General features: G+C 61.6%; 18 protein-coding genes. 14 read left to right on the forward strand and 4 right to left on the reverse strand.

Annotation, left to right across the window (positions count from 1 at the left end):
* The 5 genes from ASD95_RS22560 (at position 1) to ASD95_RS22580 (ending at position 5817) form a co-directional block, all read left to right on the forward strand.
* Positions 1–1584, forward strand: coding sequence for an ArnT family glycosyltransferase (locus ASD95_RS22560; protein WP_162252432.1), 1584 nt, complete (start codon positions 1–3; stop codon positions 1582–1584).
* A gap of 56 nt (positions 1585–1640) precedes the next feature.
* Positions 1641–2852 carry an MFS transporter gene (locus ASD95_RS22565; RefSeq protein ID WP_263291685.1) on the forward strand — a complete coding sequence of 404 codons (1212 nt, stop codon included), beginning with the start codon at positions 1641–1643 and terminating at the stop codon, positions 2850–2852.
* Positions 2853–3011: 159 nt separating this feature from the next.
* Positions 3012–3719: an HPP family protein gene (locus tag ASD95_RS22570; RefSeq protein WP_056727486.1), complete on the forward strand. Its 708-nt coding sequence runs from the start codon at positions 3012–3014 to the stop codon at positions 3717–3719.
* Between the two features lie 97 nt (positions 3720–3816).
* Positions 3817–5289 (forward strand): nucleobase:cation symporter-2 family protein, encoded by a 1473-nt coding sequence (locus ASD95_RS22575; protein WP_056727487.1) that lies wholly within the window; start codon positions 3817–3819, stop codon positions 5287–5289.
* 57 nt (positions 5290–5346) lie between these two features.
* Positions 5347–5817: an LEA type 2 family protein gene (locus ASD95_RS22580; RefSeq protein ID WP_056727489.1), complete on the forward strand. Its 471-nt coding sequence runs from the start codon at positions 5347–5349 to the stop codon at positions 5815–5817.
* A 34-nt stretch (positions 5818–5851) separates the two neighbouring features.
* Here the strand turns inward: ASD95_RS22580 and ASD95_RS22585 are convergent, their stop codons facing one another.
* Complete coding sequence (locus ASD95_RS22585) at positions 5852–6868, reverse strand: AraC family transcriptional regulator (protein ID WP_056727491.1); 1017 nt, start codon at positions 6866–6868, stop codon at positions 5852–5854.
* 126 nt (positions 6869–6994) lie between these two features.
* The gene (gene pssA / locus ASD95_RS22590) at positions 6995–8338 is read right to left on the reverse strand and encodes a CDP-diacylglycerol--serine O-phosphatidyltransferase (protein WP_056727493.1); all 1344 of its coding nucleotides are present in this window, start codon (positions 8336–8338) and stop codon (positions 6995–6997) included.
* A 217-nt stretch (positions 8339–8555) separates the two neighbouring features.
* Here pssA and ASD95_RS22595 point away from each other — a divergent pair, with 217 nt between their 5' ends.
* From ASD95_RS22595 to ASD95_RS22605, 3 genes are all read left to right on the forward strand, one after another.
* On the forward strand, positions 8556–9119 hold the full coding sequence (locus ASD95_RS22595; RefSeq protein WP_056727494.1) for a TetR/AcrR family transcriptional regulator: 564 nt from the start codon (positions 8556–8558) through the stop codon (positions 9117–9119).
* Positions 9120–9174: 55 nt separating this feature from the next.
* Positions 9175–9651, forward strand: coding sequence for a nuclear transport factor 2 family protein (locus ASD95_RS22600; RefSeq protein WP_056727496.1), 477 nt, complete (start codon positions 9175–9177; stop codon positions 9649–9651).
* A gap of 190 nt (positions 9652–9841) precedes the next feature.
* Entirely contained in the window at positions 9842–10621 is a 780-nt protein-coding gene (locus ASD95_RS22605; protein ID WP_056727498.1) for a TSUP family transporter, read from the forward strand.
* On the opposite strand, the gene nudC is transcribed toward ASD95_RS22605, so the two are convergent.
* Both nudC and ASD95_RS22615 read right to left on the reverse strand, forming a co-directional pair.
* On the reverse strand, positions 10589–11419 hold the full coding sequence (nudC, locus tag ASD95_RS22610) for an NAD(+) diphosphatase (protein WP_046037107.1): 831 nt from the start codon (positions 11417–11419) through the stop codon (positions 10589–10591). The genes ASD95_RS22605 and nudC overlap by 33 nt on opposite strands.
* A gap of 6 nt (positions 11420–11425) precedes the next feature.
* A complete protein-coding gene (locus tag ASD95_RS22615; RefSeq protein WP_056727499.1) occupies positions 11426–12238 on the reverse strand; it encodes a crotonase/enoyl-CoA hydratase family protein in 813 nt (270 codons plus the stop codon).
* Between the two features lie 564 nt (positions 12239–12802).
* On the opposite strand from ASD95_RS22615, the gene glgA reads away from it, so the two are divergent.
* From glgA to glgX, 6 genes are all read left to right on the forward strand, one after another.
* Positions 12803–14386: a glycogen synthase GlgA gene (gene glgA / locus ASD95_RS22620; RefSeq protein WP_056727502.1), complete on the forward strand. Its 1584-nt coding sequence runs from the start codon at positions 12803–12805 to the stop codon at positions 14384–14386.
* Between the two features lie 12 nt (positions 14387–14398).
* Complete coding sequence (treZ, locus tag ASD95_RS22625) at positions 14399–16195, forward strand: malto-oligosyltrehalose trehalohydrolase (protein ID WP_056727504.1); 1797 nt, start codon at positions 14399–14401, stop codon at positions 16193–16195.
* Entirely contained in the window at positions 16192–18270 is a 2079-nt protein-coding gene (malQ, locus tag ASD95_RS22630; protein ID WP_056727505.1) for a 4-alpha-glucanotransferase, read from the forward strand. Before treZ ends, malQ begins: the two co-directional genes overlap by 4 nt.
* Positions 18267–21062 carry a malto-oligosyltrehalose synthase gene (locus ASD95_RS22635; protein WP_056727507.1) on the forward strand — a complete coding sequence of 932 codons (2796 nt, stop codon included), beginning with the start codon at positions 18267–18269 and terminating at the stop codon, positions 21060–21062. Before malQ ends, ASD95_RS22635 begins: the two co-directional genes overlap by 4 nt.
* A gap of 21 nt (positions 21063–21083) precedes the next feature.
* Positions 21084–21401 (forward strand): DUF2934 domain-containing protein, encoded by a 318-nt coding sequence (locus tag ASD95_RS22640; protein WP_056727508.1) that lies wholly within the window; start codon positions 21084–21086, stop codon positions 21399–21401.
* Positions 21402–21551: 150 nt separating this feature from the next.
* On the forward strand, positions 21552–23714 hold the full coding sequence (gene glgX, locus ASD95_RS22645) for a glycogen debranching protein GlgX (protein ID WP_056727510.1): 2163 nt from the start codon (positions 21552–21554) through the stop codon (positions 23712–23714).
* The last annotated feature ends 2 nt before the right edge of the window (positions 23715–23716 follow it).

Here is a 23716-nt window from a genome sequence, read left to right on the forward strand (position 1 = left end):
ATGCTCCCTCACATCCGCCAACAGTCCCTCGCGCTGGGTCTGTTGGCGCTGTTGTTGTTCTGCGCCGGGATTTACCAGCAAGCGGTCATCGGTTTCGATTCGCGCTTCGTGCTGTTCGCCCAGGAGATGCTGCGCAATGGACCGTCGTTTTTTCCGACGACCTATGGCCAGCCCTACGCCGACTATTCGGGACTTTCAACGGTATTCATCTGGCTGCTTTCGCTGCCGTTCGGCCAGGTCAGCAGCCTGACCGCATGGCTGCCGAGTGCCATCGCCGCAGCGGTCATCGTCAGCTTGATGTACCGCCTGTTGGCACCCTACTCCACGCGCTGGGCGCTGTTGAGCATCGCCTTGATGCTGTTGACCAATACCTTCATCACGCAAACCCATGCCGTTTCCCTCGACCTGATGCTGGCGGCCGTCGCGTTCAGCGTTTTCTACCTTGGCTATGCCGCCGATCATTTCGCGGCGCCGCGCCGCCGGGTTCTGATCTTTGCCTTGCTGATGCTGGGCTTCTGGATTCGTGGGCCCATCGGCCTGGTCATTCCTGCGGGGATGCTCTGCAGCTGTTTTCTGCTTGATCGCCAATGGCGACGGCTGATGGTCTTCGGATTGCTGGCATCGGTACTGCTGGCGGTGTGCATTGGGCTGCTGTTGTGGCTGGCAGGCGTCAGCGGCGGCCCGGCCTTCCTGCAGGAAGTGATTCGCATGCAGTTCCTGGGACGCATGGACGGTAGCGAAGGGTCCAACGGAGCGTTGTATTACTTCACCAGCTCGATGGGCAATTACGCGCTGGCCTGGCCGTTGGCCGTGCTGACGCTTGGGGCCGCTGCGTTAACCGGTTCGAGGGAAACCGGGCCGGCATTGCGCCTGATGCAGTACTGCGTGGCGGCCGGACTGATCGTAATGCTCGGCCTTTCCATTCCCCAGGCGAAAAAGGCCCGCTACCTGCTGCCGATGTTGCCCATGGCGGCAATCGTGGCGGCGTATCCGTTTTACGCGACGCAGGGTCAATGGTTTGCCTGGCTGCGGGGGTTGATGCAGGGGCTGTGGCTGCTGATCCCGGGGCTGCTGATCACGGCATTGCTGGTGGTACGGCAAAAATTCCCCGATGGGGTGGCTCACCTCACTTCCCTGTTCATCCTGCTCGGAGTGTTGCAAGCGATCGCCCTGGCAGCGCTCAGGCAGTCCCGCTGGCGAGCTCAGATACTGGCCCTCTGCGCGGTCCTGGCACTGTGGTCGTCCTACATCCTGCAGTTCGAGCCCATTCAACGACAGCTCTACGACACCCGGACCTTCAGTCGCGAAGCTTTTGAACTCGTGCAAAAAGACCCGGCGCCGCTGGTCATGCACGGGATGGGCAAAGACGCGAAGGCCATCAAGTTCATGGTCAACATCCCGCAGGACCTGCACCCGGTTTTCACTGACTCCCCACCGGAGCTTTTAGCCCTCAAGGGCCCGGCGTGGCTGATGATGGACCGCAACACCTACCAGACACTGCAAAGCACAGCCGTTGGTGCATTGCCGCCAGTGCTGAGCGGGCGGTTCGACAAGAATGATTTCGTACTCCTGCACCTTAAGTAAATCCCGTAGCAACGACAGGGGGGCCGACTGCTAAAGTAGCGCTCACGACCGGGCTGATGCCGACCCGCTCGAATAAGGATATTCGCGCCGTGACCAGCTACTCCCCCCTCATTCGCCGCCTGCTGATCTGCTCGCTGACCATCGTCGTCAGCCGCGCCATCACCAGCCCGTTGCTCACACTGTTCGTCAGCGACAAGCTGGGCCTCAACCAGCAGGATGTTGGCTTGCTGCTCGGCATTGCAGTGTTCATCGCCACCCTGCTCTCCCTGTATGGCGGCTACATCATCGATCGCTTCGAAAAACGCCGGTTGCTGATTCTCTCGATGGCGTCCAGCGCGGTCGGCCTGGTGTTGCTGACCTTTGCTGAAAACCTCTACCTGACCACGATCACCCTGATCGTCACCGAAACCGCTTCATCGCTGTTCCTCATCGGTTCAAAAGCGATCCTCAGCGACAACCTCCCGGTGGGCCAGCGCGCCAAGGCGTTTTCCTTGAGCTATACGCTGACCAACATCGGCTACGCCGTCGGGCCGATGTTCGGTGTGCTGATTGCCGGGGCCTTTGCCAGTGCACCTTTCCTGATCGCGGCGGCCATCGCTTTTTTCAGTATTTTCCTGATGACCGGGATCGCAAAGGACCCGGCGAGTTCATCTGTCACCGGCCAGGCGCAGAGTTTCCTCAAAACCCTGATCACCCTGAAAAACGATCGCACGCTGATCATGTTCACCGCCGGTTGCCTGCTCAGCACCGTGGTGCACGGACGGTTTACCTTTTACCTGTCGCAGTACCTGCTGGTGACCAGCGACCCCCAACACACCATGGAAATCATGGCTGCCCTGCTCGCCTGCAACGCCATCAGCGTGATCCTGCTGCAATACCAGATCGGGCGTTTTCTCAAGCGTGAGCAACTGCGCCAATGGATCGTGGCCGGCACCGGCCTGTTCATCCTCGGGCTGATCGGCTTCAGCGTGGCGGACAGTCTGGTGAGCTGGTGCGTGGCGATGTTCATCTTCACCCTCGGTGAAATCATCATTTACCCGGCCGAGTTTCTGTTCGTCGACACCCTGGCGCCGGAAGATCTGCGCGGCAGCTACTACGGTGCGCAAAACCTCGCTGCCCTTGGCGGCGCGCTGAGCCCGGTGATTTGCGGCTTCATGTTGATGCACACCCCCGCGCCGACGATGTTTTATGCCTTGAGTGCACTCGCGGCCCTGGGTGGTTTGCTGTGCTACATAAGCGGCCGACGGAGAAAATTACAACAAAATTAATGCACTCAAAGCTCATTAATATGAATTTGTCAGTAACTTAATTGAACGGCACACTGTGTGCGTTCCTCCCCCAACAGTTGGAACGACTTCAAGGGCTTTCTGGGTTCCCCAGCTAAGCCCTTTTTTTACCTCGATTTTTTCTGCCGGAGTTTTCTCGGAATGCTTGCTCGCTGGTTGCCTGCCGCCATCAACACCCGCCCCACCGAATGGAGCCGCGCCGCCATCGGCATGGCCTTGGGGACACTGATGAGTGTGTGGCTCTGTAGCCAGGTGTTCGGCATCGAGGTGGCCCAGCACCTGATCGGCCCGCTGGGGGCCTCGGCGGTGCTGTTGTTTGCCGTGTCTTCGGGCGCGCTCGCCCAGCCCTGGTCGATTCTCGGCGGTTACTTGAGCGCCGGGGTGATTGCCCTGCTGGTGGCCCATGTGTTGGGACGAACCTTGGGTAGCGCTTGCCTGGCGGCGGGCATGGCGTTGATCCTGATGTGCTGGCTGCGGTGCCTGCATCCACCGGCCGGTGCAGTGGCCCTGACCCTGGTGCTGGCCGATCCGGCAACCATTGCCATGGACTGGAAAGCCATTGGGCCGGTGATGCTCAGCGCGGCGACGATGCTGCTCTGCGCCCTGATCTACAACAACCTGACCCGTGTTCGTTACCCCAAGAGCGCCAGCGAACCGGTGGCCAGGATTCCTGCCGATCATCCGCCGGTCGACCGTCAGGCCATCACCGCCGAAGACCTGAAACTGGCGTTGGCCGACATGGAAGCGTTCTATGACGTCACGCCCGAAGACCTCGAACAGTTGATCCAGGCCAGCCAACTGCACGCCAAACGCCGCAGTGTGGGCGAAGTGCTCGCCCCACGACTGTAAGTCGCTGTTTTGGAGGTTCTTTTGCCGTGGCCGGGCGGTTCTGGCATCCTGCGCCTCCATTTTCTGACCCGGCCCGCCTTCTGGCACGCAAACCACCATGACCGCCTCCGAAAAAGCCCCCGCTCCACGCCACAGCGATCTGATCTACGGCCTCGATGACCGCCCGCATCTGACCGCCACCGTCTTTGCCGCCCTGCAACACGTCCTGGCGAGCTTCGTCGGCATCATCACCCCGACGCTGATCATGGGCAGCGCCCTGGGCCTGCAAAGCGAAATTCCCTACCTGATCAGCATGGCACTGTTCGTCTCCGGCCTGGGCACCTTCGTGCAGGCGCGGCGCTTCGGTCCGGTGGGCTCGGGCCTGTTGTGCCTGCAAGGCACCAGTTTCTCGTTCATCAGTGTGATTCTCAGCGCCGGCTTCATGGTCAAGGCCCGGGGTGGCGGCACCGATGAGATTCTCTCGACCATCTTCGGCGTGTGCTTCTTTGCCGCGTTCATCGAGGTGGTGTTAAGCCAGTTCATCGGCAAACTGCGCATGCTGATCACCCCGGTGGTGACCGGAACCATCATCACGCTGATGGGTTTGTCGCTGATCAAGGTGGCGATGACCGACATCGCCGGCGGCTTCGGCGCCCCGGATCTTGGGGCGGCCAGTCACCTGGCCCTGGCGGCGCTGGTGCTGGGCACCATCGTGGTGTTGAACCGGGTGGATGTGCCGTTTCTGCGCCTGGGGGCGATTGTCATCGGCCTGACCCTGGGCTACGGGGTGGCATGGCTCATGGGCCAGGTGGATTTCAACAGCCTGCCTGAAGTGCCGCTGATGAGCGTACCGGTACCCTTCAAGTACGGGTTCTCCTTCGATTGGGTGGCGTTCATTCCGGTGGCGGTGATCTTCCTGGTGTCGCCGCTGGAGGCCGCGGGCGACCTCACGGCCAACTCGATGATCTCCCGGCAACCGGTCAAGGGCCCAGTGTACATTCGCCGGATCAAGTCCGGCCTGCTCGCCGATGGCCTCAACTCGGCCATGGCCGCGGTGTTCAACAGCATGCCGATGGTGACCTTCGCCCAGAACAACGGGGTGATCCAGCTCACCGGTGTGGCCAGCCGTTACGTGGCGTTTTTCATTGCCGGATTGCTGGTGGTGCTTGGCCTGTTCCCGATGATCGGCGCGGTACTGCAACTGATGCCGAAACCGGTGCTCGGCGGCGCCGAACTGGTGATGTTCGGCACCGTCGCGGTGGCCGGGATCAAGATTCTCGCCGAGGCCGGCCTGCATCGGCGCAACATGCTGATCGTGGCGATTTCCATCGGCATGGGCCTGGGCGTGGCCGCCGTGCCGGAAGTCTTGCGTGAACTGCCCAAGGCCCTGCACAACATTTTCGAATCGCCCATCACCGTCGGCGCGCTGTGCGCTATCGTTCTTAATATCTTCCTGCCCGAAGAGTTCATCGAACTGGAAGAGGACGAATTCGATCCGGAGGCCTCCGTGCTTCAGGTGATGCAGAACCCCGATGTGACCGCCAGGGATGAACCCGCAAAGCCTGCGATGGTCGCACAGTCGAACCACTAGTCGGGCTCAAGGGCTGAGCCGCTGGCGGTTCAGTCTTTTTCAGATGAGAGCACGTCCATGCGCAGCCTCCATGCGGTCCTGATTTCCCTCCTGCTCTGTCTGGGCGCCTGCTCCTCCTTGCCCAATCGAGACCCGTTGAAAATCAACGTCGTGGGTGTCGACCCCCTGCAAGGCGAAGGCATGGAAGTGCGCTTTGCCGTGAGAATCCGCGTGCAGAACCCCAATGACTACACCCTCACCTACAGCGGCGTTGCCCTGGACCTGGACATCAATGGCCAGCCCTTCGCCTCTGGCGTCACCGATGTGCAGGGTACGATCGGACGTTTTTCCGACACCATCGTCACCGTGCCGGTCAGTGTTTCGGCGTTTTCGGTGATCCGCCAGACCTATGGCATCAGCCAGATGAAAACGCTGAACAACATGCCCTACGTCCTGCGAGGCAAGCTCTCGGGTGGGGTGTTCAACACGATGCGTTTCGTCGACAGTGGCACCCTCAATCTGCCAGGGCCTACCACCGGCAGCCGTTAACAGCTCGGGAATATACGGTCATTGCGCTGCTGACTTACTCGGTATCATTGAGAATCAGGCTGCGGTAATGCCCCGGATTCGACCCCGACCACTTGCGAAACGCCTTGTAGAACGAACTGACGTCAGCGAACCCCAGCCGCGTGGCGATTTCGCTGAAGCTGATCGCCGGCTCCGCCAGCCAGACGATCGCCAGTTCCTTGCGCACGCCATCCTTGAGGCCCTGGTAGGTTTGCCCTTCCTCGGCCAGTCGGCGGCGCAAGGTCGAGGCCGACATGCACAGGCGTTGCGCCAGGGCTTCGGTTTCCGGCCAGTGTTCGGCCGGCAGGTGGCGCAGGTCGTGTTTGATGCGACTGGCCAGGCTCTGCGGATCGCGGTACTTCACCAGAATGTTCGCCGGCGCACGGGCCAGGAATCGCTCGAGTTCCTCAGGGCTGCGCTTGATGGGCAGGTCCAGGCAATCGGCGGAGAAAATCATCCGCGTGCGTGGGCGGTTGAAGCGCAGGTTCTCGGAAAACATCACCTGATAGTCATCGCAGAAATCCGGCTTCGAACAGCGCAGTTCGATGGCCAGGATCGGAATCCGCCGCCCTGCCAGCCAGCAGGCAACGCCATGCACGATCATCCAGTAAGTGAAATAGGTGAAGGCCCGGCGCGGGTCCTTGTCGTCCTCCAGCAGGACGATTTCCGCCAGGCTTTGCTGACGCACCAACTGCGCCGGCAGGTGCTCGAGGATCAACGACAGAAACTCCAGGCCACTGGCCACTCCGGCCGCCACGTTGGGCTGGAGCATGGCACTGCGACACAGGAACGCGAAGCTGCCGGATTTCAGTTTGCGCAAGTCCATGCCAAAGAACTCATCATCGCCGCGCCGTGCCAGCAACCGCCACAGGCGCGCATAAGCCGTGGCCGGAACACGGGCGTCGGTGCTGCCCAACAGTTGCGGGTCGATGCCGACTTTGCTCAACACCTCGTCCGTGGCGATGCCCGGCGCGCAGCTTTGCAACAGTGCTTCACGCACCAGTTGAATGGAGATGGTGTCTTTTTCCGACATGGATCGCGGCAAGCCCTGTTCTTGTTCGAGTGGGGGCATATTAGCCGAAACCACCCGCTGAACGCTGATCGAATAACCCTGTGGGAGCGAGCTTGCTCGCGATCGCTTTTCTGAGACCCACCGGGTTTACAGGATGCGGTAAAGCAACCGCTCTATCCGCACACGGCTCACGCGCTTGAGGAACTTGGCCACGCCCGCCGGGTACTCGGCCAGGGTTTCCAGGTTCTGGAAGTGCTCGATGCGCCGGGTGTGCTGGAAGATCTCCGCCAGCTCTTTGCCACGCGGTTCCAGCAGTTCGCCATGGGGGTCATCGATCAACAAGGCGTTTTCCAGATCGAGTCGAAACGCCCGCGGGTTGAGGTTGTTGCCGGTCAGCAAGGTATAGCGCCGGTCGATCCACATGCCCTTGAGGTGATAGGTGTTGTCGCCATCTCGCCACAGGTGCAGGTTCAACTGCCCGCTGTTTATGTTGCGTTGATGACGCTTGGCAAACCGGCGCAAGCTGATTTCGTACAGGTACGGCAGCGCCGAAATGACCCGGAAGGGTTCGCTCGGCGGAATGTAGAAATCGTTGGCCGTCTTGTCGCCGACCACAATGTCGATCTTCACCCCACGGGCCAGTGCGCGGTTGATCTCGCGGATGATCGCCAGCGGCAGGTTGAAGTACGGCGTGCAAATGGTCAGTTGCTGCTGGGCGCTGGCGATCAGTTCGCAGATCACCCGGTTCAACGGATTGTTCTTGCCGACGCCAAGCAGCGGGCTGACGGACAAACCGGTCCTGTCGGTGGTGCCCTGCGTGGTGTCGTACGCCGCGTGCTTGAGGCGGCTGCGCAGGTCACCAATGTCATTGCGCAGGCTGCGGGTGGTCGGCAGGTTCGGCAGGTCGAGGCGGTGCACCGCCTTGGACGCCACCAGGCCGTGCTGCACCAGGTGCTGCATCGAATCGGCCAGTTCACGATTGTGCAACAGGTGATAGCGGTCGTAGCGGTACTTGTCGAACTTGTGCAGATAGACGTTGTTCAGGCTCGCGCCGCTGTAGATCACCCAGTCATCGATCACGAAGCCTTTAAGGTGCAACACACCGAACAGCTCGCGGGTTTGTACCGGGACGCCGTAGATCGGCACTTCGCTGGCATGGGTACGGGTCACTTCCTGATACCACGCGGAGTTTCCCGGCTGCTTGCCGGCACCGATAAGGCCGCGCTGGGCGCGCAGCCAGTCGACGACCACCACCACGTCCAGTTCCGGACGCGCCAGTTTGGCCGCGTGCAAGGCATCGAGTATTTCCTGGCCGGCTTCATCCTGTTGCAGGTACAGCGCAACGATGTAGATACGCCGGGTCGCGCTGGCAATTTTCTCCAGCAGGCAACGACGGAATTCGGCAGCGCCGGCGAGGACGCTGACGGCATCGGCCGTCAGCGGAAAACTGCGCAACTTGGGCAGCAGGGAGCGTTTGAAAAGCGACGGCATAGGGCTCGCAATGGGTCGAATCCGAAGAACCCATGAGCTTACACCATGCAAAGGTTCGGGTCTTGTTACCGTCTGTAATGTCCCCTTCGCGAGCAGGCTCGCTCTCACTGGCTGAATGCATTCCCATGTGGGAGCGAGCCTGCTCGCGAAGACCATTTATCAGGCACTAGAAAAATATCGATTGACCATGGAGAACGATCGTTCTACTGTTTGTCACATGAACGAAATCACTAGCAACGACACACGCGACATCATTCTGGATGTCACCGAAAAGTTGATCTACAAAAGTGGCATAGCCGCCACTGGCATGGATCTTCTGGTGAAAACCGCCGGCGTCTCCAGAAAAAGCGTCTACCGCTACTTCGCCAACAAGGACGAACTGGTTGTGGCGGCCCTGCAACGCCGCGACCAGCGCTGGATGCACTGGTACAGAGGCGCAGTCGGCCAGGCACAAACCCCGGCCGAGCGACTGCTCAACCTGTTTACCGTACTCAAGTCGTGGTTCGCCTGCGAAGGTTTCCGCGGCTGCGCCTTCATCAACACCAGCGGCGAAACCGGCGACCCGCAAGACCCGGTGCGCCTGGTCGCCAAAGAACATAAACAGAAGCTGCTCGACTACCTGTGCGAGCTGTGTACCGAACATGGCGCCGAGGATCCGCAACTGCTGGCCAGACAGCTGCTGATCCTGATCGACGGTGCCATTACCGTGGCGCTTGTAATGGGTGATCACAGTGCCGCCGATAATGCGCAATGCATGGCGCGAAAGTTATTGGACCTGTAGCAACCTGATCAAGCTCGACAATTGTTTGAACTTTAACTTGATACGGAGACTTGAAATGTCTAACGCCGAAGTTCGTCCGCCATTACCCCCATTCACCCGTGAATCGGCGATTGAAAAAGTTCGCCTGGCCGAAGACGGCTGGAACTCCCGCGATCCCGAGCGTGTGTCCCTGGCCTACACCCTGGACACCCAATGGCGCAACCGCGCCGAGTTCGCCCACAACCGCGAAGAGGCCAAGGGCTTCCTGACCCGCAAATGGGCCAGGGAACTGAACTACCGGCTGATCAAGGAGCTCTGGGCATTTACCGACAATCGCATTGCCGTGCGTTATGCCTATGAATGGCACGACGACTCAGGTAACTGGTTCCGCTCCTACGGCAACGAAAACTGGGAGTTCAACGAGGACGGCCTGATGGCCCGCCGCTTCGCCTGCATCAACGACATGCCGATCAAGGAAAGCGAACGCAAGTTCCACTGGCCGCTGGGGCGTCGGCCTGACGATCATCCGGGGCTGTCGGATCTGGGCTTGTAATTCAGCTTCACGCTAAACCCTGTGGGAGCGGGCTTGCTCGCGAAAGCGGTGTGTCAGCCAACATTTATGCTGGATCTGGCGGCCTCTTCGCGAGCAAGCCCGCTCCCACATTGGTGTTGTGTTGTTAGTGTGGGTAACATGTCGCCCCTTCCCCGCAGCCCTTCCTGCACCCGCCGATTAAGCCGATCCCATGCCTTTCGAACTTAGCGTTGACCTCTCCACCCTGGCCATCCTGGCCCTTGTCGCTTTTGTTGCCGGTTTCATCGACGCCATCGCCGGTGGCGGTGGGCTGTTGACCACTCCTGCCTTGCTGACCGCCGGCCTGCCGCCGCACCTGGTGCTGGGCACCAACAAACTCAGTTCGACCTTCGGCTCGGCCATTGCCAGTTTCACCTTCTACCGCCGCAAGTTGTTCCACCCCGCGCAATGGGTCCACGCCATCGTCGGCACTCTGGTCGGCGCGCTGACCGGTGCCGTGGTCGCCCATTACCTGCCGGCGGAATGGCTGAACAAAATGCTGCCGGTGATCGTTTTCGCTTGCGGTGTCTATCTCTTGTTTGGCGGTACGCCGAAAGCGCCGCTGGATAGCAACGCACCGATCAAGAAAAAGTGGCAGTCGACCCAAGGCTTCAGCCTCGGCTTCTATGACGGCGTGGCCGGTCCCGGCACGGGTGCGTTCTGGACCGTGAGCAGCCTGCTGCTCTACCCCATCGACCTGGTGAAGGCCAGCGGCGTGGCGCGCAGCATGAACTTCGTCAGCAACGCGGCGGCACTATCGATCTTCATCTTTTCCGGTCAGGTGGATTGGGTCATCGGCCTGTGCATGGGCTCATCGTTGATGGTCGGCGCCTTCTTCGGCGCTCGCACCGCCATCAGCGGCGGCGCGAAATTCATTCGCCCGGTGTTCATCACCGTGGTGCTGGGCCTGACCGTGCGCCTAGCCTGGCAGCACTGGTTCAGCGTGGCCTAAGCGCCGCGCCACATAGACGTCGATCAGGTAACGGGCAATCGAGCGTGACGCCGGCAACGGCGGCAGCTCGTGCACGTTGAACCACTGGGCGTCCTCGATCTCGTCTTCCTGACAGACGATCTCGCCACCGGCATATTCGGCGTGAAAGCCAAGCATCATCGAGTGCGGGAACGGCCAGCACTGGCTGCCCATGTACTGGATGTTCCTGACCTCGATGCTCACCTCTTCGCGAACCTCGCGAATCAGGCAGTCCTCGGCCGATTCGCCCGGTTCGGCGAACCCCGCCAATGTGCTGTAGACACCGCTGACAAAACGCGGTGAACGTGCCAACAGCACTTCATCGCCTCGAGTCACCAGGACAATCATGCTCGGCGAAATCCGTGGGTAGCTGCGCAGATCACATGGCTGGCAATACATCGCGCGCTCGCGCGGCACCTGGGTCATGGCCTGACCGCAGTTACCGCAAAAGCGGTGCTCCCGGGCCCACGTGCCGATCTGCGCGGCGTAACCGAGCACCTTGTACAGCGTGTGATCGCCTTCGAGCATGAACGCCCGCAGGCCTTTCCAGTTGCAACCCGGCACTTCGCTGTGGCTGCGCAACTCCAGCAGATAGACCGGCTCGCCATCGAGGTGACCGATGCCATGCTCGGCCAGAATCGACAGGTCCTGACGTTTCAGCCATTCGCGCGCGAACAGTGCGCCGTTGTCATCGAACAGAAAGCCTTCGGGGCTGCGCGCGATGGCCCAGCCGCCGGGTTGATCGGTGTCCAGTACTGCGGTGGTCCAGCGAGGAATCATGGTTAATCAATCCAGAAATTCGGGTTTCTGTTTGCTCATATGGGCGGCCATGGCCACGCGCAGATCGGTGGATTGCAACATGGCGGCGTTCCAGGTGGCGATGTATTCGAGGCCGTCATCGATGCGATGGTCACGCATGTAGCTGATCATCTCCTTGGTGCCGGTGACCGCGATCGGTGACTTGCCGGCGATTTCCCGGGCAATACCCATGACGCCGTCGAGCAGGCTGGCGCTGTCGCTGTAGACGCGATTGACCAGGCCCATGCTCCGCGCTTCATCGGCGCCAAAAGTGCGACCAGTGTAAGCCAGTTCGCGCAGCATGCCGTCACCGATGATTCGCGGCAAGCGTTGCAGCGTGCCAACGTCGGCGGCCATACCGATGTCGATTTCCTTGATCGAAAACTGTGCGTCCTCGGCGGCATAACGCATGTCGCACGCGGCGATCAGGTCGATGGCGCCCCCCAGGCAGTAACCCTGAATGGCCGCAAGCACCGGTTTGCGGCAGTTATCGACGGCATTGAACGAAGCTTGCAGGGTGAGGATCTTGCGCCGCAACAGGCGCGCGTTGCGTCCCACGTCCTTGCCCAGTTCATTGGCCACGCCGGCCAGCATCATCAGGTCGATCCCCGAGGAGAAATGCTTGCCTGCTCCGCTGAGGACCACCACCCGCACTTCATCGGTGTCGTCGATCCACTGAAAGATCTCGACGATCTCGCTCCAGAACGCCGCGTTCATCGAGTTGATCTTCTCCGGGCGGTTGATCTGCACATGGGCGATTTTATCGACCAGTTCGACGTTGAACGCAGTGTACTGAGACATGCCAATGATCCTTTTGCGGGCAAAAATGAGGTCCGAACTATAACAAGGCATGAAGGTGGGCAGTAAGGCAGTGGTTTGGCCAAATGCGGGACTCAAAAAACACGCACCACAATAGTGCGCGCCTGATATATCACGTCGCACATTTATATGACTGCCCAGTGACTTTTTGAGGCCCGAACGCAAAAAAACATGCACTTCGTCGGGGCGTTTGCACCTCGATCAGGCACGTCCGTTCCGCTACAAACCGATTGTCGAACAATTTTGCCATCTGCCCTTTACCGCTCTAAGTTCTGGCCTAGACTCACTTTCTCAAGGCGAAACCGGTCGGTCACAAAATGGAAAAATAGTCGAAACTTTTTCCAATCCCGATCGGTCCTCTGACAAGAAGGTGCGTTGCGACTGGTGCAATCTTTGCAACGGCTGATTCAACCCTTTTGCTTCGACTCGACGCATTGGGCAGCGCTTGCTCACTGATGCGCAGCGCGTTTGCGCCGGCCACGGGAAATGGCCATGAAACACCGTTTGCCAGACCTAAGAATTAGATCAACAACACGGGAGATTCATATGATCAGTACGGCTTTGGAAATACAGGGAGAGCGTGCTCATCAGGTCGGCGAATCGAGCGCCGTAACTGCCGCAAACACCCAACCCGCCAGCGTTCCAGGCACCAGGACGCTGACCCCGGCAGCCAACCAGAATCCGAACCGTAAGAAAGTCCTGTTCGTCACCTCGGAAATTGCCGACCTGGTGAAAACCGGTGGCCTGGGCGATGTTTCCGCAGCACTGCCGCGGGCCATGGCCCATCTGCACGATGTACGGGTGTTGATCCCCGGTTACCCGCAAGTGCTGCACAGCGAGAACCCCATTCATATCATCGGTGAGCTTGGCGGCCATGCTGCGTTGCCACCGTGCAAGATCGGGCGCATGGACATGCCCGATGGCCTGGTCATTTACGTGTTGATCTGCCCCGAACTCTACGAGCGCGAAGGTTCACCCTACGGCGCCAACAACGGCCGCGACTGGCCGGATAACCATATCCGTTTCGCCCGCCTGGGCCTGGCGGCGGCTGATATTGCCGCCAATCTCGCGCAGATCCACTGGTGCCCGGACCTGGTGCACGCCCACGACTGGCCCGCCGGCCTGGCCCCTGCCTACATGCACTGGCGTGGGCAGCGCACACCGACGCTTTTCACCATCCACAACCTGGCCTATCAAGGTGTGACCAGCCTGGGCTCGTGCCCCGAACTGGGCATTCCCCAACACGCGCTGCAACAGGAAGGCATGGAGTTCTACGGCAAAATGTCGTTCCTCAAGGCCGGAATGGCCTATTCGAGCCACATCACCACGGTCAGCGCGACCTACGCCCAGGAAATCACCACCCCGGATTTCGGCTGCGGCCTGGACGGTTTCCTCGCCGCCAAGACCCAGCAAGGCCTGCTCAGTGGCATTCCCAACGGCATCGATGAAAGCTGGGATTCGGCGACCGACCCGCACCTGTTCTGCCCGTTCGACATCGGCGACTGGGATGGCAAGGCCGTGAACGCCGCCCATGTCCGCGAACTGTTCGGCCTGAAAGACTCCGAAGGACCGCTGTTCGCCGTGGTTTCGCGCCTGGTTTATCAGAAAGGCCTGGACCTGACAGAGGCGGTGTCCGAGTACATCGTCAAAAATGGCGGGCAGATCGCGATCATCGGTCGCGGCGAGCCGGAAGAAGAACAGGCCATGCGTGAACTGGCCCTGCGCTTCCCCGGGCAGATCGGCGTGCGCATCGGCTTCAACGAAACCGACGCCCGGCGCATGTTTGCCGGCAGCGACTTCCTGCTGATGCCTTCGCGATACGAGCCATGCGGCCTGAGCCAGATGTACGCCCAGCGCTTCGGCTCGTTGCCGGTGGCACGCAACACCGGCGGTCTTGCCGACACCATCGAAAACGGCGTGACCGGTTTCCTGTTCGATGAATCCACGGTGCAGAGCTATCAGGAAGCCCTGAGCCGCGCGTTCAAGGTGTTCGCCTTTCCCGGCCTGCTGCACGCCATGCGCTGCCGGGCCATGGCGGCGCCGTTCAACTGGTGCAAGGCGGTCGAACCCTACGCCGAGCTCTACGAACAGCTTGTGGCCAAGGCATTGGGGAAATCGCACAAACAGTAAGAGGCTTTGAAGATGCCGTTACGGACCCTTGAGACCTGGCCCCACGGCGCAATCATGCTGGACGCAGAGCACACGCGATTCGCGTTGTGGGCGCCAGATGCGTACTACGTCAGTGTCGAACTGGAAAATGGACAGTCCTTGCCGTTGCTGCCCCAGGCCGACGGCTGGTTCGTGAGCAACATCCGATGCGCGGCGGGCACGCGTTACCGCTACAGCATCGACGGCGAACTGGAAGTGCCCGACCCGGCCTCCCGCGCCCAGGCCGGCGACATCGACCGGCACAGCGTGGTGGTCGATCCGCTGGCCTATGCCTGGCAACACGCCGCCTGGCTGGGACGGCCGTGGAACGAAGCGGTGATCTACGAACTGCATGTCGGTGCGCTCGGCGGCTTCAGCGCCGTCGAGCAGCATCTGGCGCGGCTGGTCGAACTGGGCGTCACCGCGATCGAACTGATGCCTGTCGCGCAGTTTCCCGGCGAACGCAATTGGGGTTATGACGGCGTCCTGCCCTACGCGCCCCAGGCGTCATACGGCTCCCCCGAGCAGCTCAAGCACTTGATCGACACCGCCCATGGCCACGGCCTGGCGGTGATCCTCGACGTGGTCTACAACCACTTCGGCCCGGACGGCAATTACCTGCATCGTTATGCCAAGGGCTTTTTTCGCGAAGACAAACACACGCCGTGGGGCGCGGCCATCGACTTGCGCCGTCGCGAAGTACGGGACTTCTTCATCGAAAACGCCTTGATGTGGCTGCTGGAGTACCGTTTCGACGGTTTGCGCCTGGACGCGGTGCACGCCATCGAAGACCCGGATTTCATCCAGGAACTGGCACGACGGGTGCGCCAGCAGACGGGACCGGCGCGGCATGTGTGGCTGATGGTGGAGAACGAACATAACCAGGCCAGCCTGCTCGAACAGGGTTACGACGCGCAGTGGAACGATGACGGCCACAACGCCCTGCATGTGTTGCTGACCGGCGAAACCGACGCCTATTACGCCGACTACGCGCAAAACCCCACCGAACAACTGGCGCGCTGCCTGAGCCAGGGCTTCGTGTTCCAGGGCCATCTCAATCGCCATGGTGTGGCGCGGGGCGAACCCAGCGGACATCTTCCGCCCAGTGCATTCATCCTGTTTTTGCAGAACCATGACCAGATCGGCAACCGGGCCTTCGGCGAGCGCCTGCATCAACTCGCCCACCCGCAAGCGCTGCGGGCCGCCACGGTGTTGCTGCTGTTGTCGCCGATGATTCCGCTGCTGTTCATGGGCGACGAATTTGCCGTCGAGCAACCCTTCCTGTTTTTCACCAGCCATCACGGTGAATTGGCCAGGCAGGTTCGCGACGGCCGGCGCAATGAGTTCGCGGCGCTCAGCGCCTTTGCCGACCCGATCCTGCGCGAACACATTCCGGACCCGAACGATCCGCAGACATTTGCAGCGTCCCGCCCAGTCCTGCCATCGACCGGCCATTGCGAGATGCACGACCTGTATCGACGACTGTTGCAGATCCGTCACCGGCACATCATCCCGCGCCTGCCGGGCGCCCGGGCACTGGGCACCGATGTGCTGGGTGAAGCCGCGGTCAGTGCAACCTGGCGCCTGGGCGATGGCAGCCAGCTGCGCATTGACCTGAACCTCAGCGCCAGCCCCGTAGTCCACACCTCACAGACCGGTGCCACGCGCTTGTTCGAATACCCGCCACAGGGCGCCGACCTGCCGGCCCCAAACACCCTTGCCCCGTATTGCGCGCTCGTCACCCTCGCCGCCGCAGCCCCCTTTGCTACCCCGTTTGGAGAGCGTCCATGAGTGATGCGCAACTGGAAATCCTGGCCAGCCGTGCCGGTCTCGCAGTCGATTGGCTCGACGCCAACGGCCGCCCGCAAAAAGTCGCGCCGTCCGTGTTGCGCAATGTGCTGACCGGCCTTGGCCACCCGGCCGGCAGCGCCCAGGAAATCGACGCCAGCCTGCTGGAACTGCAAGAGGTGCAACAGACCCATCACTTGCCGCCATTGATCACCGCCGATGTCGGGAAGGGCCTGGACCTGGCGCGTTTTTTCGAGCCCGGGACCCCTTGCGAAATCCACCTCGAAGACGGTTCGCGGCTCGACCTGAAACTGGACGCCAACGCGGTGCTACCGGGGCTGGTACCGGTCGGCTATCAACAGGTCAGCATCGACGGACAAAGCTTCACCCTGGCCGTAGCCCCGGCCCGTTGCTACAGCGTGGCCGATGCCGTGGACAACCCCATCCCCCGTGCCTGGGGCCTGAGTGTGCAATTGTATGGATTGCGCCGCCCCGGCGATGGCGGGTTTGGTGACACCCAGGCGCTGGAGGACCTCGCCCGGGTGGCCGGCGAGCGTGGCGCCGAGGCGCTGGCGATCAGCCCGCTGCATGCGATGTTTTCCAGTGACACCCAACGCTACAGCCCCTATTCGCCGTCCAGCCGCTTATTTCTCAACAGCCTTTACTGCGCCCCGGGCACCATTCTCGGCGAACGCGCACTGCGCACCGCCATCGATGCAACCGGGCTGGCCATTGAACTCAAGGCGCTGGAAGAGCGACCGCTGATTGACTGGCCGGCCGCCGCCGAAGCCAAGCATCGGCTGTTGCAGTCGCTGTACGAAGGTTTCGTCCAGGGCGAACATCCTTTGCACGAAGACTTCAGCAGCTTTCGTCACGCCGCCGGCGAAGCGCTGGAAAACCACTGTCGCTTCGAAGCCATCCAGGAGGCGCGCGCCGCCCGGGGTGAACACCTCGACTGGCGGCAGTGGCCTGAACCCTGGCGCAATCCGCGCAGCGCCGAACTGGCGGCATTCGCCGAAGAGAATGCCGGGCGCATCGGCTTCTTCGCCTTCTGCCAGTGGCTGATCACGCGCTGCCTGGAGCGCGCGCAAACCGCCGCCCGCGCCAGCGGCATGAGTATCGGCCTGATCGCCGACCTGGCCGTTGGCGCCGATGGTGGCGGCAGCCAGGCCTGGAGCCGTCAGGACGAACTGCTCGCGTCCCTCACCGTCGGTGCGCCGCCGGACATTCTCAACCGCACGGGCCAAGGCTGGGGGATTTCCGCATTCTCCCCTGAAGGCCTGGTGCGCAATGGTTTCCGGGCCTTCATCGAAATGTTGCGGGCCAATTTCGCCCACTCCGGTGGCTTGCGCATCGATCACGTCATGGGCTTGCAGCGTCTGTGGGTAATCCCCAATGGATCGCCGCCAGCGGACGGCGCCTACCTGTATTACCCGGTGGACGATCTGCTGCGCCTGCTGACCCTGGAATCCCATCGTCACCAGGCCATCGTCCTGGGCGAAGACCTCGGCACCGTGCCGGACGGCCTGCGGGAAAAACTCATCGCCCGCTCGATGCTGGGCATGCGGGTATTGCTGTTCGAACAGGACAACACGCATTTCAAGCCGATCCTCGACTGGCCGGACAACGCCCTGGCCACCACCAGCACCCATGACCTGCCGACCCTCAACGGCTGGTGGCATGGCCGCGATATCGACTGGAACGCCCGGCTCGGCTTGCTCGATGCCAGTGGTGAAATCGAATGGCGCCAGCACCGCGAACGCGAGCGCGAAGGCCTGCGCCGGGCGTTGAGCCAGGACCCGCAGAACTTCCGTGAAGAGTCCCACGAAACCGACCAGGTGCTCGATGCCAGCGTGCGCTTCCTCGGTCATACCCGGGCCCCCTTGGTGCTGCTGCCCCTGGAAGACGCCCTTGGTGTCGAACAGCAAGCCAACCTGCCCGGCACCATCGACTCCCACCCCAACTGGTCGCGGCGCTTGCCCGGTTACAGCGAAGCCCTGCTCGACAGAGCGGATGCCGCACGACGCCTGGAGTTGCTCGCCTGTGCGCGGCTCCAGGCGGCCGAGCGTGATCGATGACCCTGGTACCGAGTCGTCTACTGCGCGCCACCTTGCGCCTGCAATTTCACAAAGGCTTCACGCTTGAAGATGCGGTGCCACTGGTGCCGTATTTCTCCCGTCTTGGCATCAGCCATGTCTACGCCTCCCCGCTGTTGCGTGCCCGCGCCGGGTCGATGCATGGTTATGACGTGGTGGACCCGACCCGGGTCAATCCGGAACTGGGCGGAGAGGCGGCGCTGCGCAGCCTGGTCAGCGCCCTGCACGAGCACAACATGGGGTTGATTCTCGACGTCGTCTCCAACCACATGGCGGTCGGCGGCGGTGACAATCCCTGGTGGCTGGATTTGCTGGAGTGGGGACGCCTGAGCCCTTACGGCGAGTTTTTCGACATCCAGTGGCATTCACCCGACCCGTTGATGGAAGGCCAGTTGCTCCTGCCGTTTCTGGGCAGCGACTACGGCGTCGCGTTGCAGGACGGCACCCTGCCCCTGCGCTTCGATGCCTGGCACGGCAGCTTCCATGTCGAGCACTACGAACATCGCTTTCCGATTTGCCCCAGCGATTACGGGGAACTGCTCAGGACCGATGCACCGCTCGATACACAGCAGGCCGAACAACTGAAAAACCTGGCCGATCGCTTCAGCACCCTGAGCTACCAGACCGACGCCCACAGCCTGGCCCTGCCGCTGAAAGCGGAACTTCGCGATCTGGTCAACGATCCGGCCCTGGCCCACGCCATCGAGCAGCACCTGAACAACTACGACTCACTGACCGGCGAAGGCTTCCGGCGCCTGCACAACCTGCTGGAACGCCAGAGCTATCGCCTCGCCAGTTGGCGCACCGCCGCCGATGACATCAACTGGCGGCGCTTCTTCGATATCAATGAACTCGGCGGACTGCGGGTCGAGCGTCCCGCCGTGTTCGAAGCCACCCACGCGAAGATTTTCCAACTGGTGGCTGAAGGGCTGATCGACGGGTTGCGCATCGACCACATCGACGGCCTCGCCGACCCGCGAGGCTATTGCCGCAAGCTGCGCCGCCGGGTCGACAGCCTGTCAGCGGGCCGGCACCTGCCCATCTATGTGGAAAAGATCCTGGGCGAAGGGGAAACCCTGCCTCGCGACTGGTCGGTGGACGGCACCACCGGCTACGAATTCATGAACCAGTTGTCACTACTGCAACAGGATCCACGGGGCGCGCAGACTCTGGCCGAACTCTGGCATCGTCACAGCGAGCGGTCCGCCGATTTCGCCCAAGAAGCTCAACTGGCCCGCCAGCAAGTCCTCAGCGGCTCCCTGGCCGGAGATTTCGAAAGCGTTGCCCAGGCCTTGCTGCAAGTGGCCCGGGACAACCTCATGACCCGCGACCTGACCCTCGGCGCCATTCGCCGGGCCTTGCAGGCGTTGATCGTGCATTTCCCGGTGTACCGCACCTACATCAGTCCCCTTGGCCGGTCGGCCCAGGGCGAGGCGTTTTTCCGTCAGGCCATGGACGGCGCCCGCCAAACCCTGGGTGAAGAGGACTGGCCGGTGCTCGACTGCCTGGCCGGATGGCTCGGCGGTGAACCCTGGCGTTCGCGCCCGGCCGGTCGCGAGCGCAAACGCTTGAAGCACGCCTGCGTACGTTTCCAGCAACTGACCTCACCGGCGGCGGCGAAAGCGGTGGAAGACACCGCGTTCTATCGTTCGGCGGTCCTGCTCTCGCGCAATGACGTTGGCTTCAACACCGAACAGTTCAGCGCACCTGTCGCCGACTTTCATCAGGCCTGTATCGAACGCCTCGACACCTTCCCGGACAATCTGCTGGCCAGCGCCACCCACGACCACAAGCGCGGTGAAGATTCACGGGCGCGGCTGGCGGTACTGAGCGAGCGCAGCAGTTGGTACGCCGACCAGATCGGCCTGTGGCGCGCCCTCGCCCGGCCCTTGCGCAACGACGATCAAATGCCATCGACGGGGGATGAACTGATTCTCTACCAGGCGATCATCGGCAGCTGGCCGCTGGCGTTGGAGATCGATCATGCGCCGGCCCTTGAGGACTACGCAAAACGCCTCTGGCAGTGGCAACGCAAGGCCCTGCGCGAAGCCAAACTGCAAAGTAGCTGGAACGCGCCCAATGACCCTTACGAGCAAGCGAGCGAAGACTTTATCCAGCGTCTGTTGCTCAGCCCCGAAGGCGAGTTGTTGCGTACGGCCCTGGCCAAGGCTGCCCGCTCGATTGCCGCCCCCGGCGCACTCAACGGATTGGCGCAAACCTTGCTGCGCATGACCGTGCCCGGTGTACCGGACTTGTATCAGGGCAACGAGTTCTGGGACTTCAGCCTGGTCGACCCGGACAACCGTCGTCCCGTGGATTACGCCAGCCGCCAGCAGGCGCTGCAGCAAGCGGTGGACCTGCCGGACTTGATGCAAAACTGGCGTGACGGGCGCATCAAACAAGCCTTGATTGCGCGCACCCTGAGCCTGCGCGCCGAGCATGCCGAGCTGTTTCGGCGTGGTACCTGCCAGGCTTTGGAAGTGGTGGGCAGCGAGGCCCATCGAGTGCTGGGATTTGTCCGTGAACGGGAGGGGAAACGCGCCATTGTGATTGTGCCGATACGTTGTGCCGATCTGCTGGAAAACGGTGCCGAACCACAGGTCCACGCGCCGCTGTGGGGCGATACCCGGGTCAAACTGCCGTTCACCGTCCCGGACGAACATCTGCAGGGACTTTTTTCCCGCATCACAGTCACAGAACACAGGGAGCTGCTGATCAGCGCCGCGCTGGGGGATTTCCCGGTCAATCTCATTTTTCAAACTGCCCACACTTGAATTCAGTTCAGGAGCATTACGATGAGTACCGACGATAAACGCATCCGCGAATTTGCCTATCAGATCTGGGAATCCGAAGGAAAACCCGAAGGCCAGGAGGCCCGTCACTGGGAAATGGCGTGCAAACTGGCGGAAGCCGAAGCCCTGGCCCCGAAAAAGCCGGTCAAGGCTGCTGCGAAAACCCCGGTCAGCAAAACGGCCAATGGCAAGGCTGGCGATGCCAAGGTCGCCGCGGCAAAAACCAAGGCCAAACCGGCGGCGGCTTCGAAGGTGATCCCGCCGGGGGAAAAGGCCGCTGAGAAAAAGCCCCGGGCTGCGCGAAAACCGCCAGCGGTTTGAATAGGCCTTGAGGCCCCTTCGCGGGCAAGTCGGACCGCCGCACCGCCGCTCACACAGTGTTTGGTGGTGTAACTGCAATCTGTGGCAACTCACAGGTCCCTGTGGGAGCGGGCTTGCTCCTACAGGTTGCCGCCGCTTTAAGGAATACCTATGACCAGTCCGAAGAAAGCCGCCGCGCCAGCCACTCGTGCCGAAACCACACGAATCCGCGAAGGCCTGCCCTTTCCACTGGGTGCCACCTGGGATGGACTGGGAGTCAACTTCGCCCTGTTTTCCGCCCACGCCACCAAGGTTGAACTGTGCCTGTTCGACGACGCCGGCGAGGTGGAACTCGAACGCATCGAACTGCCCGAATACACTGACGAGATCTACCACGGCTACCTGCCCGACGCCCATCCGGGGCTGATCTACGGCTATCGCGTCTACGGTCCATACGACCCGGCCAACGGCCATCGCTTCAACCCCAACAAACTGCTGATCGACCCCTACGCCAAACAACTGGTGGGCAAGCTGAAATGGTCCGAAGCGCTGTTCGGCTACACCATCGGCCACCCCGACGCTGACCTCAGCTTCGATAAACGGGACAGCGCGCCCTTTGTGCCCAAATGCAAGGTCATCGACCCGGCGCATACCTGGGGCCACGATCATCGGGTCAGCGTGCCGTGGGACAGGACGATCATCTATGAAACCCATGTGCGCGGCTTCAGCATGCGCCACCCCGCCGTCCCCGAAAACCTGCGCGGCACCTTTGCCGGGTTGATGGTCGATGATGTGGTGGAGCACATCCGCAAGCTCGGCGTGTCGACTGTGGAATTACTGCCGATCCACGCCTTCGTCAACGACCAGCATCTGCTGCACAAGGGCATGACCAATTACTGGGGCTACAACAGCATTGCGTTCTTCGCCCCCGATCCGCGTTACCTGGCCAGCGGCAAGATCGCCGAATTCAAGGAAATGGTCGCGCACCTGCACGAAGCCAATCTGGAGGTGATCCTCGACGTGGTCTACAACCACACCGCCGAGGGCAACGAGCAAGGCCCGACCCTGTCCATGCGCGGCATCGACAACGCGTCCTACTACCGCCTCAAGCCCGATGACAAGCGCTTCTATATCAACGATTCCGGCACCGGCAACACCCTGGACCTGAGCCACCCCTGCGTACTGCAAATGGTCACCGACTCCCTGCGCTACTGGGCCACGGAAATGCACGTGGACGGCTTCCGCTTCGACCTGGCGACCATTCTGGGGCGTTACCACGACGGTTTCGACGAGCGCCACAGTTTCCTCGTGGCCTGCCGCCAGGACCCGGTGCTGCGCCAGGTCAAACTGATCGCCGAACCCTGGGACTGCGGCCCCGGCGGTTATCAGGTCGGCAACTTTCCGCCGGGCTGGGTCGAGTGGAACGACAAGTTCCGCGACACCGTGCGCGCCTTCTGGAAAGGCGACGACGGCCAACTGGCTGACTTTGCCAGCCGCCTGACCGCTTCGGGCGATATGTTCAATCAACGTGGTCGGCGGCCATACTCATCGGTCAATTTCGTCACCGCCCACGACGGCTTCACCCTCAACGATCTGGTGTCGTACAACGACAAGCACAACGAGGCAAACGACGAAGACAATCAGGATGGCAGCAACAACAACCTATCGTGGAACCACGGCGCCGAAGGCCCCACCGACGATCCCGAGATCAACGCGCTGCGCCATCGGCAGATGCGCAATTTCTTCGCCACCCTGCTGCTGGCCCAAGGCACGCCGATGCTGGTGGCCGGCGACGAGTTCGCCCGCACCCAGGACGGCAACAACAACGCGTACTGCCAGGACAGTGAGATCGGCTGGGTCAACTGGGACCTCAGCGAAGATGGCAAGGCCCTGCTCAAGTTCGTCAAACGCCTGATCAAGTTGCGCCTGACCTACCCGGTTCTGCGGCGCGGACGTTTTCTGGTGGGCAATTACAACGAGGATATCGGCGTCAAGGACGTGACCTGGCTGGCGCCGGACGGCACACAAATGACCACCGAAAATTGGCACGATGCGCACAATCGATGCCTGGGCATGTTGCTCGATGGCCGCGCCCAGGAAACCGGCATCCGCCGCAAAGGCGTCGACGCGACGTTGATGCTGGTAGTCAACGCACATCACGACATCGTCAATTTCCGGCTGCCGGAAGTGCCTGACGGCGGTTTCTGGACATGCATGATCGACACCAACCAGCCGTCGATCCGCGGCCAGGAGCGTTTCGAGTTTGGCCACGAGTACTCGGTCACCGGACGCTCGTTGCTGCTGTTCGAGTTGCAGCATGAGGAAGAAGAGTAAAA

Origin of the sequence: Pseudomonas sp. Root71 (assembly GCF_001429045.1) — a bacterium.
GTDB lineage: Bacteria > Pseudomonadota > Gammaproteobacteria > Pseudomonadales > Pseudomonadaceae > Aquipseudomonas > Aquipseudomonas monachiensis.

What these genes read in the sequence shown, in the direction of transcription:
- nudC (WP_046037107.1), bottom strand. Translation starts at nt 11,419, where the DNA reads ATGATTCCTCGCTGGACCACCGCAGTACTGGACACCGATCAACCCGGC.
- ASD95_RS22595 (WP_056727494.1), top strand. Translation starts at nt 8,556, where the DNA reads ATGAACGAAATCACTAGCAACGACACACGCGACATCATTCTGGATGTC.
- malQ (WP_056727505.1), top strand. Translation starts at nt 16,192, where the DNA reads ATGAGTGATGCGCAACTGGAAATCCTGGCCAGCCGTGCCGGTCTCGCA.
- ASD95_RS22575 (WP_056727487.1), top strand. Translation starts at nt 3,817, where the DNA reads ATGACCGCCTCCGAAAAAGCCCCCGCTCCACGCCACAGCGATCTGATC.
- ASD95_RS22640 (WP_056727508.1), top strand. Translation starts at nt 21,084, where the DNA reads ATGAGTACCGACGATAAACGCATCCGCGAATTTGCCTATCAGATCTGG.
- ASD95_RS22615 (WP_056727499.1), bottom strand. Translation starts at nt 12,238, where the DNA reads ATGTCTCAGTACACTGCGTTCAACGTCGAACTGGTCGATAAAATCGCC.
- glgA (WP_056727502.1), top strand. Translation starts at nt 12,803, where the DNA reads ATGATCAGTACGGCTTTGGAAATACAGGGAGAGCGTGCTCATCAGGTC.
- ASD95_RS22605 (WP_056727498.1), top strand. Translation starts at nt 9,842, where the DNA reads ATGCCTTTCGAACTTAGCGTTGACCTCTCCACCCTGGCCATCCTGGCC.
- ASD95_RS22560 (WP_162252432.1), top strand. Translation starts at nt 1, where the DNA reads ATGCTCCCTCACATCCGCCAACAGTCCCTCGCGCTGGGTCTGTTGGCG.
- ASD95_RS22565 (WP_263291685.1), top strand. Translation starts at nt 1,641, where the DNA reads ATGCCGACCCGCTCGAATAAGGATATTCGCGCCGTGACCAGCTACTCC.
- treZ (WP_056727504.1), top strand. Translation starts at nt 14,399, where the DNA reads ATGCCGTTACGGACCCTTGAGACCTGGCCCCACGGCGCAATCATGCTG.
- ASD95_RS22580 (WP_056727489.1), top strand. Translation starts at nt 5,347, where the DNA reads ATGCGCAGCCTCCATGCGGTCCTGATTTCCCTCCTGCTCTGTCTGGGC.
- glgX (WP_056727510.1), top strand. Translation starts at nt 21,552, where the DNA reads ATGACCAGTCCGAAGAAAGCCGCCGCGCCAGCCACTCGTGCCGAAACC.
- ASD95_RS22585 (WP_056727491.1), bottom strand. Translation starts at nt 6,868, where the DNA reads ATGTCGGAAAAAGACACCATCTCCATTCAACTGGTGCGTGAAGCACTG.
- ASD95_RS22570 (WP_056727486.1), top strand. Translation starts at nt 3,012, where the DNA reads ATGCTTGCTCGCTGGTTGCCTGCCGCCATCAACACCCGCCCCACCGAA.
- pssA (WP_056727493.1), bottom strand. Translation starts at nt 8,338, where the DNA reads ATGCCGTCGCTTTTCAAACGCTCCCTGCTGCCCAAGTTGCGCAGTTTT.
- ASD95_RS22635 (WP_056727507.1), top strand. Translation starts at nt 18,267, where the DNA reads ATGACCCTGGTACCGAGTCGTCTACTGCGCGCCACCTTGCGCCTGCAA.
- ASD95_RS22600 (WP_056727496.1), top strand. Translation starts at nt 9,175, where the DNA reads ATGTCTAACGCCGAAGTTCGTCCGCCATTACCCCCATTCACCCGTGAA.